This window comes from Bacteroidota bacterium (assembly GCA_026391695.1).
Lineage (GTDB): Bacteria > Bacteroidota > Bacteroidia > Bacteroidales > JAGONC01 > JAPLDP01.
The window spans coordinates 1-9,843 of record JAPLDP010000055.1 but is presented as its reverse complement, the minus strand read 5'-3'; the positions used below and the strand labels follow the sequence as shown (position 1 = coordinate 9,843).

General features: G+C 35.4%; 8 protein-coding genes. 3 read left to right on the top strand and 5 right to left on the bottom strand.

Annotated elements, in window-relative coordinates; translation table 11 throughout:
- Positions 1–27: 27 nt before the first annotated feature.
- The 3 genes from NT175_07330 to NT175_07320 form a co-directional block, all read right to left on the bottom strand.
- Positions 28–1,242, bottom strand: a complete 1,215-nt coding sequence (locus tag NT175_07330) for a T9SS type A sorting domain-containing protein (GenBank protein MCX6234521.1) — start codon at positions 1,240–1,242, stop codon at positions 28–30.
- A 307-nt stretch (positions 1,243–1,549) separates the two neighbouring features.
- Positions 1,550–2,383, bottom strand: a complete 834-nt coding sequence (locus NT175_07325; GenBank protein MCX6234520.1) for a hypothetical protein — start codon at positions 2,381–2,383, stop codon at positions 1,550–1,552.
- A 292-nt stretch (positions 2,384–2,675) separates the two neighbouring features.
- Positions 2,676–3,053 carry a four helix bundle protein gene (locus NT175_07320; GenBank protein ID MCX6234519.1) on the bottom strand — a complete coding sequence of 126 codons (378 nt, stop codon included), beginning with the start codon at positions 3,051–3,053 and terminating at the stop codon, positions 2,676–2,678.
- A gap of 306 nt (positions 3,054–3,359) precedes the next feature.
- Between NT175_07320 and NT175_07315 the strand changes: the two genes are divergently transcribed.
- Together NT175_07315 and NT175_07310 are read left to right on the top strand one after the other, a co-directional pair.
- Positions 3,360–4,106 carry a DUF2807 domain-containing protein gene (locus tag NT175_07315; GenBank protein MCX6234518.1) on the top strand — a complete coding sequence of 249 codons (747 nt, stop codon included), beginning with the start codon at positions 3,360–3,362 and terminating at the stop codon, positions 4,104–4,106.
- Positions 4,107–4,200: 94 nt separating this feature from the next.
- Positions 4,201–5,748, top strand: coding sequence for a hypothetical protein (locus NT175_07310; protein MCX6234517.1), 1,548 nt, complete (start codon positions 4,201–4,203; stop codon positions 5,746–5,748).
- Positions 5,749–5,928: 180 nt separating this feature from the next.
- On the opposite strand, the gene NT175_07305 is transcribed toward NT175_07310, so the two are convergent.
- Positions 5,929–7,191: a M28 family metallopeptidase gene (locus tag NT175_07305; GenBank protein ID MCX6234516.1), complete on the bottom strand. Its 1,263-nt coding sequence runs from the start codon at positions 7,189–7,191 to the stop codon at positions 5,929–5,931.
- Between the two features lie 314 nt (positions 7,192–7,505).
- Here NT175_07305 and NT175_07300 point away from each other — a divergent pair, with 314 nt between their 5' ends.
- A complete protein-coding gene (locus NT175_07300; protein ID MCX6234515.1) occupies positions 7,506–7,919 on the top strand; it encodes a phage integrase N-terminal SAM-like domain-containing protein in 414 nt (137 codons plus the stop codon).
- A gap of 170 nt (positions 7,920–8,089) precedes the next feature.
- Here NT175_07300 and NT175_07295 read toward each other — a convergent pair whose 3' ends face one another.
- Complete coding sequence (locus tag NT175_07295) at positions 8,090–9,523, bottom strand: glycosyltransferase family 39 protein (GenBank protein MCX6234514.1); 1,434 nt, start codon at positions 9,521–9,523, stop codon at positions 8,090–8,092.
- Positions 9,524–9,843 lie beyond the last annotated feature (320 nt).

Sequence of the window (9,843 nt, the reverse complement as noted above, 5' to 3'; positions counted from 1 at the left end):
AGGGTGACTTTTTCATTGTAAGAGAGTTTAGTGAATGAATAATACTTTTTTATACTGGGAAGGAGTGTTGTTATAGCTGATGTTATAAAGATAAATTCCAGCCGGAACATTGTTTCCTTTACTATCCCTGCCGTCCCATTGTTGTGATTTTTTCCCGGTAATGTCAAACTGCCTGATAAGGATTCCATGAATATTGTAAATATTCAGTATCGGAGCTTTCCAGTTTTCTGACAATTCAAAAGCTAAGGTCGTTTTTCCGGAAAAAGGATTTGGCGAAGCCGACAGTTTGAAATCAGTTTTATAGATGGAAACGACAGACGTAAATAAGGAATCAAGTTCATGGAAATATGTTGTGAACGTTACTCCATAATCATCACTATAGTCAATATAATACAATCTATGATTTAAAGTCAGATCTAGCGTGGATCGGAACACATAAAAGGATCCAGGTTGCCGACCTGCAGAGTATCTCAGAGACCAATCAAGTCCAATGCCACCTGATTCAAATTTCCTTGTCCATGAATATCCAGTATCGATGCTGTAAAATATCTTATAGTGATAATCGGGCCACCATGAAACCAGATATAATTCACCAGGTTCTGTACCGCGGGATATTTGCGGATAACGCCCTGATATCTCCCAAAAGGCTACTGAACTGTCAATAGGAATTTCGGTATAAGTATTTGTATTATCAATGGTATGTATTAACTCAAATCCCACCCCAGCATCTCCATTAATACCAAAAAACTCTCCATCAAAAAATCCAATTTCAGGAATAGGTATAGTTAATGGATCTGTGATAATTTCAAAATTCTGTCCATAATCATCGCTTTTATTTAATTTTACCCAACTTGTATTAAAAATTACGCCATTATCTATTCCACATAAATAATATGTATTATCAGGATAATTTCCCCGATATTCCCAATTCACCCCATAATCAAAGCTTACCCACAATTCATTCGTTTCAATGAGATAATTGTTGTAAACAGCGCCAGGTGTGGCATCGCCAAGCACATCCCCGACCAACATGACCCCGGATTGTCCCTCCACATTTTCATACTGTAAAGACAATGTTTTCCCATTATCTGATGAATAAAAGACAGCATAATGAAGGCCATCAATCCCAATGTACGTATCGGTTGAAATATAAATTTCACCGGGTAATGCTCCTCTTGTCTGAGCCTGGGATATGATGCAGTATAAACTGAAAAAAATAAAAAGTAGAAGTAACTTTTTCATCGCAAGGTTTTTGAAGTGATTTTGCATTTGATAGTGTGATGTAAATATACAAATCATTTAGGATAAATACAACATCTATTTCAATAGGTGAGATGCAGGTGGATTAGAGCTGCGAGTTACAAACTACAAATGGAGCAAAGTGAGGCAGGACTGCAAGCTACAAGCTTCAAGTAGTTGACTGTCGACTGTCAACTGCCAACTACCAGTCTGGTGTTTTTAGTGAATGAATAATGCTTTATTGTATTGGGAAGAAATATTATTATAGCTGATGTTGTACAGATAAATCCCACCGGGAACAATGATCCCTTTACCATCCCTGCCGTCCCATTGCTGTGATTTTTTTCCTGTAATATCGTACTGCCTGGTATCCCAGAGACCAATCAAGTCCAATGCCACCTGATTCAAATTTCCTTGTCCATGAATATCCTGAATCAATGGTACGAAATATCTTATAGTGATAATCGGGCCACCATGAAACCAGATATAATTCACCAGGTTCTGTACCCCGTGATATTTTCGGATAACGACCGGATACCTGCCAAAAGGCAATTGAACTATCGATTGAGATTTCAGTGTAAGTCTGGCCATAATCAACTGTATGTACAAAGTTATAACCAACGCCAGGTTCACCATAAATACCAAAAAATTCCGGTTCAACAAAGCCGACTTCAGTAAAGGGGCAAATAACCGTAATAGGGAGAAGTTCAAATGATAATCCATAATCTGTACTTTTAAAAAAACCTTCATAATTTCCTTTAAAAATTAATCCCGGATTAACACCACTAAAAAACTGGGTATAACCGGGATTATCTCCCCTAAATTCCCAATTCACCCCATAATCAAAGCTTACCCACCATTTATCCATTCCATAGATATATTGATTATATATAACACCCGGAGTGGCATCGCCTATCAACCCTCCTATCCACATAACACCAGGTTGATTTTCAACATGTTCATACTGTAAACGCAGGGTTTTCCCATTATCTGATGAATAAAAGACAGCATAATGGACACCATCATACCCGCCGTATGTTTCAGATGCAATATAAATCTCGCCGGGCAACGCTCCCCTTGTCTGAGCCTGGGATATGATGCTGAAAAGGCAGAAAAAAAATATAAGTATTGGTGACTTTTTCATTGCCTATGTTTTTAGTTATGTAAAGTATTTATTGATTTCGGCTATGTAATTTTTTTCTGATCGTCAACTTCTATTTGTATTGAAGTTTGAATAAAAATGAATCTGAGTTTCTTTGGAATGCCTGAAGGTACAATATACATAATGCAATAGCAAGAAATATGTAAAACAGGATGATGAAATGTCCTACTGTAATTTGACATTCATTTTAAGTGAAAGTCAGTAGAGTTTTGGCCGGGAGATGAAGAATGAAGGATGAAAGATATTTGATGAAGAATTTTTCATTTTGTATGTTTCATTCTTCATCCTTCATTTCCCGCCCCTTTTTTGCCGTAATTAGTGATTTCCCAATAATATTTAGCAGTAATTCAGATTTAGCAAGTGCATTATCGGTTACATCTGTGTTCAGAATTCCGGATTGCCTGATCAGTCGCAACCAGTAATCGGCTTCCCTGAGTTCTTTATACGATATATGCAACTTATGGATAAAGTCCGCCTTGTCCTCTGTTCCGCAAGCTTCTTCATAATTAGCACCGGCCGCTGTTCCGCTTCGCAATAGCTGATTTATTAATGATTTATGTGCTGAAGATTTTGATAGTCTTTGGGATATTATTATGATTTCAGCGCCAAAATGAAGAAATTCCTCGCCAATATTTATAAATTGATAAGCCATGATAACATTAATCCAAAAAATGATATAATGTTACCCATTTAGTCTGAATGAGGCGAAGCTAAGTGAAATCATCTTCTTCACATCTTTCATCTCCTTATTTATTTCAAGGAAAGGTGTCGGAGACTTTCAATTATCTGCTCTTTATCCCAGGGACACTTTGTCTTCAATTCATCCATGACAGTTGACAGATGTTAAAAGGCTTCAAGTTTCTCTTTCTTCTTAAAAATTTTGGCAAGATCATAGTTTTATCGGCTAGTGTTTATTTTCATAATTTTGCAGATGTTTGTATCCTTTTGTGATTAGATTATGCCTGCACGTTATTACATCGGGTTCACCATCTTTCTTGCACTGATCCTTTCATCGTGTGAAAAGCTTGATTTGGGAGATTGTTTTAAAAGCACTGGGGAAATCATTATTGAAGAACGTAAATTACCTGAATTTGAACACATTGTCCTCGAAGATAACGTCAACGTCATCCTTACTCAAGATAACCAGTGCAGCATCCATGTTCAAGCAGGTGAAAATCTTATCGGATCAGTTATCACAGAAGTAAATGATGGTCAATTAACCATTAGAAATGAAAATCAATGTAACTGGATACGGAGTTACAATAAAGATATCTATGTGTATCTTGCCGTTAAGAATCTCGTAAGCATCTATTATAAGGCATCAGGCAATATCATCAGCACGAATACGATTGTCAGTGATTCCTTAAATATAGCAGTATGGGATGGATCGGGATTAATTGATATGGAGATACAGACTTTAAACTCTGTTCTGAGCTTGCACTATGGCACGGTTGATTTTAACATCCATGGTCATACTCAGGTTGAATATATTTACGCTGCAAGCTATGGCCCTTTCCATTGTCAGGACCTTGTTTCTACATTTTGCTTTATGAATAACCGTGGCTCCAACGATTGCTTTGTGAATTGTACAAAAGTACTGGAGGTGGAAATCGAGAATATCGGGAATATCTACTATAAAGGTGATCCGGAAATCATTAAATCAAAGATTACCGGTACAGGCCAGCTAATAAAGCTGGAAGAATGAAATGAAAAAATCTGCTAAAATTTGGCTGCTCTTAATTCCCTTCGTCTATCTATTCCTTGGATTTTACTTTAATCAAATCATAGGTCTTTTTTCCATGAGGAATGTCGACCCAGAATATGCATATCTGACCAATGGTCTTTACATGTCACTTGGACATTTGAACGTTTATCATATCGACAACCCTGGCACACCATTGCAAATAGTGGTAGCTTTCGTATGCCGGATTGTCTATTTTATTCGATCACCCCATATTTCTTACCTCGAAGATGTGATGATGAATTCTGATCTTTATTTAAACATTATAAACCATGTCGTGATAAGTATCACCGCAGTTGTTCTTTTCATTGCCGGTGTCCTTGCTTGGCGGATAACCGGTTTTCTTCCTTACGGATTACTGATACAAACAGCTCCTTTTTATTCAAATATTACATATGACATCATTGGACGATTAACACCCGAATTATTAATACCTATCCCGGTATTGCTGCTCAGTATCATGATATTAAAAGTGGTGAAATCAAATACAGGTAAATTTAATTTTTTGACAATTTTATTGTTCGGTTTAATCTCCGGCTTCGGATTATCCATCAAGCTCACTTACTTTCCATTACTTATTATTCCTTTTATCATAATACCAGGATATAAAGACAAAGTGAAATTTTTAATACTATCTATACTCAGCATGTTCGTCTTTGCAATGCCCATTTTATATGATCTGGTTTTTTTTACGCGATGGATAAAAGATCTCATTATTCACTCTGGTCATTATGGTAACGGTGAAGCAAATGTTCTCGTTTGGAGTCAATTTATACAAAATCTGGAAACCTTTTATAAATTTCATTCATTCCTTGTCTTCATGTGGTTCATTAGCCTATTTCTTTTAATGATCTCTCTTATTTACAAAAGAAAAGAAATAAATAACCGCTTAACGTACGGAATGACAGGTGTTTTGATTGTAATTCTCGTTCAGGTCATTCTTGTCTCAAAACATTATGAATACAGATATTTAGTTCCCGGCTTGGCTCTATTTCCAGTTCTAACCATTTTGTCATTCGAAATTCTGAAAAACATGATCCGGTTCAAGAGAATCAACATAATCATAGGATTGATGATTCTTGCCGGTTCGGTATATTGTATCCCAAAGCAAGTGCAATCCATTCGAATCCGTTCACGAAACATTTTCACCGAGATGCAAAACAAAATGGTCACAAAGCATTTTGTTGGAACACTTCCGGAAGATGCCATCAAACTTTTAACCCCTTCGGGTTACGGTTGCCCCTTCCACGATTTTTCAATCATGATCAGTCATTGCTGGGCAGGGAGGGAAAATGAAGTCTTCATGCCGGTCTATAAGAAGCTATATCCTGATACCTATCAATATTTTACATGGGAAAATCGCAGTAAATACTGGGATGAATATGACATTTCAAGCATAACTTGTACAAACAAACCAGTTTATTTTTATATAGCAGGTTATACACCTGAATTGGATACAACCTCTTTATCGGCTATTTTACCGGGATACCCAATCGAAAATATAAAACAGGAGCTTGTATTCGAAAACCTGAAAACGAATGAAAAGATTTTTAAATTAAAGTTCCCGGATCCCACTTCCGGATTATCTCATGTAACTTCTCAGTAAGCTCTGGCGAAAACCACACTCTCATGATCATCATCTACTTAAGTCAGAAAAAGGTTGAAGTCGGGAAGAAAATAGTCGAAGGTGTTCAAACCGCCATCTTTGTAAACTGAATTTAGCTATCGATGGCCGTCGGGTATAGGGAGGTTGATAACTTGTCCCACGCAGCGGAAAACAACTTACCTATTCTCGCTTGTTAGGTTTTGTTAATTCTACTATTGTATTTATAATAATATTTAGTGTCAATTTTCCAACCTGTTCTATAGTAGAAAGATTTACCTGTTCTGGAACATCTTTGCTGCTATGAGTTTGATTTCCTCCCGTAAAGATGCATGTAGAAACGATACCTGCTTGTGTAAAAACCATCTCATCGCTTCCGGAGCCAGAAACTTGATTAACAGTCATTCCAGTTGAACTTTTTTTTATTACTTCAACTAACCAATCTGGGGTATTTGAAATCTGCATTAGACTGAATATTTCAGGAGCTATTATTGTCCATTTTGAAGAAACCCCATCAAAAGGTTTATCCTGCAAGTATTCAGGAAATTGGGTTTTTCCCTTACTTGCCGGAATTCCTTTTATACTGTCTAAAACTACGATATTAATTGGTTCTTTCCCCCCAATTTGGTCCATGTTAATAACAAGCTCACAGTTTTTAAAATCATTTGAGTGAGCGTCCAGAAAATGTCTTGAACCTAGAAGTCCTTTTTCTTCTCCACTAAATGCTACAAATTTGATATTAAAGTCATCCAGTTTTCTGGAATTATTGAAAAGAATCCTTGACAGTTCAATTAATGCTGAAATCCCAGATGCATTATCATCAGCTCCTGGACTTCCATGAAAGCTGTCATAATGAGCACATAATATGATTTCTTTTGCATTTTCGTTGGTTGATTTCAAATCAGCAACCACATTAGCTGAATGGTACTTTTCAATTTTGCCTTTGATTTTAAGTTTGAAATTACGATCTTCAACATTCTTTAGTTTTTCTAAATCCCGACTATCAACATAAATGATCATTTTGGGATTTCTGAAAACAATTTGAAAGTAATTTATCTTTTCAGAGGCAACAACAAATTTATTCGAGATGTCATTGTCTGACAATGAGTCGATTAATACAAAGCGGTCAGACACCGTTAGGCTATCTTTGTAAGGATTAAAACAAATTCTTGAAGGGATTATGGTATCCGAGCCAACAAACAGTTGCGATTGCTGTATTTCAAAGGTTTCAAACTGGAAGTTTTCTTTAGTCGTTTCCAATCCAATTTGATTAAGTTGATTTTCAATATATACAGCAGCCTGTTTCTCAAAATTACTCCCAACATATCGAGGACCAATTTTTGTCAACTCAGTAATATGTCTGAAAATATTTCCTGTAAAATCAGGAGGTAAGATAATTTCTTTTATCTGATTATCAGAACATCCAAAAATCAGAGGTAGTAACATCAATATAGAAAGGTTTCTGGTTCTATTTATTGAGTACATATTTAAGATACTTGTTTTTAATAAAACCTGACGGTGAGCGCTAAGGCCTGACCCGGGTATTATTGAACCACAGAGGCGGGCATTTGCGATTTCATGTTAAAACTACAGATTAGTTTGCAAAAATGCCCGCCTTATTAGTGCAAAGTGTTAATTAATCCGGGCTGGCATTTGCGCGTTCGTTGCACTAAATCCCGTCCAGGGCAAGACCCGGGAACGGGATAGCCTTTTCTGATAAAAGTAGTATAAATGATTTTTACCACAAAATTTTTTAATCTATGGAAAAAGCTACGTCTAAATTAAGAAAAAAATTGTTCAGTATTGAAGAACAGGCATGCCATGAAATACATGACTTCGGAAAATTATTCCAGGAACTTCAGGACAAGATCGTCTTATCGGGGCAATCGAAGAGTACACTGAATAACTATGCACTCAAGCTGGCACAGGTGAGTTTATACTTTGGCAAGCCACCGCAGCATATCAGCGAGAAAGAGATAAACCGCTATCTGGCTTTGCTGGCACGTAAATCAGAAACACCCTCGTTGAGTGATTTTAAGTTTGCAGTGTTTGGACTTCGGTATCATACAAAACATATTTGCAGTCTCTTTCAGCCCATTCTTTCCATCTGGCATGGCCTTGTTTATTATAAAAAGTCTGGCCACTCCCCTGAAAATATCAAGCCCGCCAACTAAGAAAGTCAATCAATTTCAATATAAAAGAAACTAATAGGATGTGCGGCCAGCACTGGATTTCCCCGCCGGAGGCGGGGCAGGCTGTACAACGCGTCTTCATAGCCTGTCCCGCCGTATGTCGGGATTGGGCTGAAGCCAAACGAAGCCTTATTTATTGTATGCTGTTTTTTTTAATTATCACTTTTTTTGAAAATTACCTTATATCCTTTTTTTTGTAAATTTTCAAGTTCATCATTATTTGGAATACGAGCATAAAAAATATAATCTGTATAATACATTCCCTCTATTGCATGTTCATCGTTGATGATGATCGTCTTACTATCATATTTATTTTTCATTTGTTTTAATTCTAATGCCCATTTAGGATTTCTTTCGATATCAGTAAATGGCTTTACTCTTTCAATACAATATCTAATTGGCAGTACCATCAAAAATGCAAGTATAATATTTCTTATCACTTTCTTTTTAACATTCTTTTCGCGAATATAAAACCAATAATAGGATAGAATAATGAACATAGCTGGTGCGCATAGCAATAAATAAGTTGGTCTCTTGGTTGCTGCTAAGGAAAAAATTACAAATGGAATTATCCACCATATATTTAATAATATCATTCTCCAATTTATCTGCCTTTTTATTATTTGATAAATAGAGATTAATATTGGTATCCAGATTATTTCACCATAGACCATTCCAACATTTTGAAAGTAATAGTAAAATGGACCTTTGTGCTGTTCTAATGTTTTATTATAAGCAAAAATAAATTTCTTAAAAACATAAATTGCCTCATTTGGAAATTCCCTGTTTATATACCAAAGCCAAGGTACAACAACAATACAACAAGTAAAAATTGAAACAAATAAGTGTAAAAAAATTTGTGGCTTTGTTTTTTTTGCAACCATAATTTCGCCGAATATCCATAATGGAAAAACTATTAATGCAGGTGACCATTTGCATAAAATTGCTAAACCAATTATAGCACCAATTAGCGCAGAAAACAGAATGCCTTTTTTTTTAATAATTGCTATTATTGAGATTAATACAGCTAATTCTATGAAAAAAATAAAAAAAGTCTCAACGTGATCTGAAGATACCCTACCTCCGGCTACTTCAATTATCAGTCCATTGATTGAATGAAAAAACGCTGCTAACAAACCAACTTTTTTGTCAAATAATAATGTGCCTATTAAAAAAGTGAGATAAATAGATATTAAGGATATTATTATCGATGGGATTCTTACTGCAATGTCTGTATTACCTAAAATATTTATTGAAATTGCTATAACCCATAAAGGAATTGGTCCTTTGTCAAGCCATATATGATTTGCAACCCAGTTATTATAATCATAGGACAAAACCGGATTATCATACAGCGTAGGTTTTAACGGGTGTTTTATTAAATTTTTTGCAACTAATGCATGGTACCTTTCGTCCCAAGCGTGAAGATAACTATCATTGGATACATATATTCTGAGAATTAATCCTACAAACAAGATTAACATCAATACAATTGAATATTTTTTATGCTTGTAAAATCTTAATGCTATTAAACAAATAATTGTACAAATGACTATAATTGCTATTCCAAGTATTATATTACTCATTCAAAAAAATCTGACTATTTTAATTTTGTGCTTAAGAAATATATATCGGTTTTGTTTTAAGGTGTATGGTCTTAAAATAGCACACAACATCTGAATAAGTGAAATTTGGATGTAATATACCCATTATTAAGTTACTATATTTATTAAATGGATTTTCATTTAAAATGTCAATCTTTAATATCCAAATATACATTACAAACCGTTTGGTTTACACACAGACGAATAAAAATCCAGTCCGTAGCTCAAGCGCTGCACGTGCTCGAAGCACAATCATTTATATTTGCGCAATAATCTAAAATTCGACATTTTATGAAACGAGC

Excerpts from the sequence above, each read along its gene's own strand:
- NT175_07330 (MCX6234521.1), bottom strand. The coding sequence starts at position 1,242 with ATGAAAAAGTTACTTCTACTTTTTATTTTTTTCAGTTTATACTGCATC.
- NT175_07325 (MCX6234520.1), bottom strand. The coding sequence starts at position 2,383 with ATGAAAAAGTCACCAATACTTATATTTTTTTTCTGCCTTTTCAGCATC.
- NT175_07320 (MCX6234519.1), bottom strand. The coding sequence starts at position 3,053 with ATGGCTTATCAATTTATAAATATTGGCGAGGAATTTCTTCATTTTGGC.
- NT175_07315 (MCX6234518.1), top strand. The coding sequence starts at position 3,360 with ATGCCTGCACGTTATTACATCGGGTTCACCATCTTTCTTGCACTGATC.
- NT175_07310 (MCX6234517.1), top strand. The coding sequence starts at position 4,201 with ATGAGGAATGTCGACCCAGAATATGCATATCTGACCAATGGTCTTTAC.
- NT175_07305 (MCX6234516.1), bottom strand. The coding sequence starts at position 7,191 with ATGTTACTACCTCTGATTTTTGGATGTTCTGATAATCAGATAAAAGAA.
- NT175_07300 (MCX6234515.1), top strand. The coding sequence starts at position 7,506 with ATGGAAAAAGCTACGTCTAAATTAAGAAAAAAATTGTTCAGTATTGAA.
- NT175_07295 (MCX6234514.1), bottom strand. The coding sequence starts at position 9,523 with ATGAGTAATATAATACTTGGAATAGCAATTATAGTCATTTGTACAATT.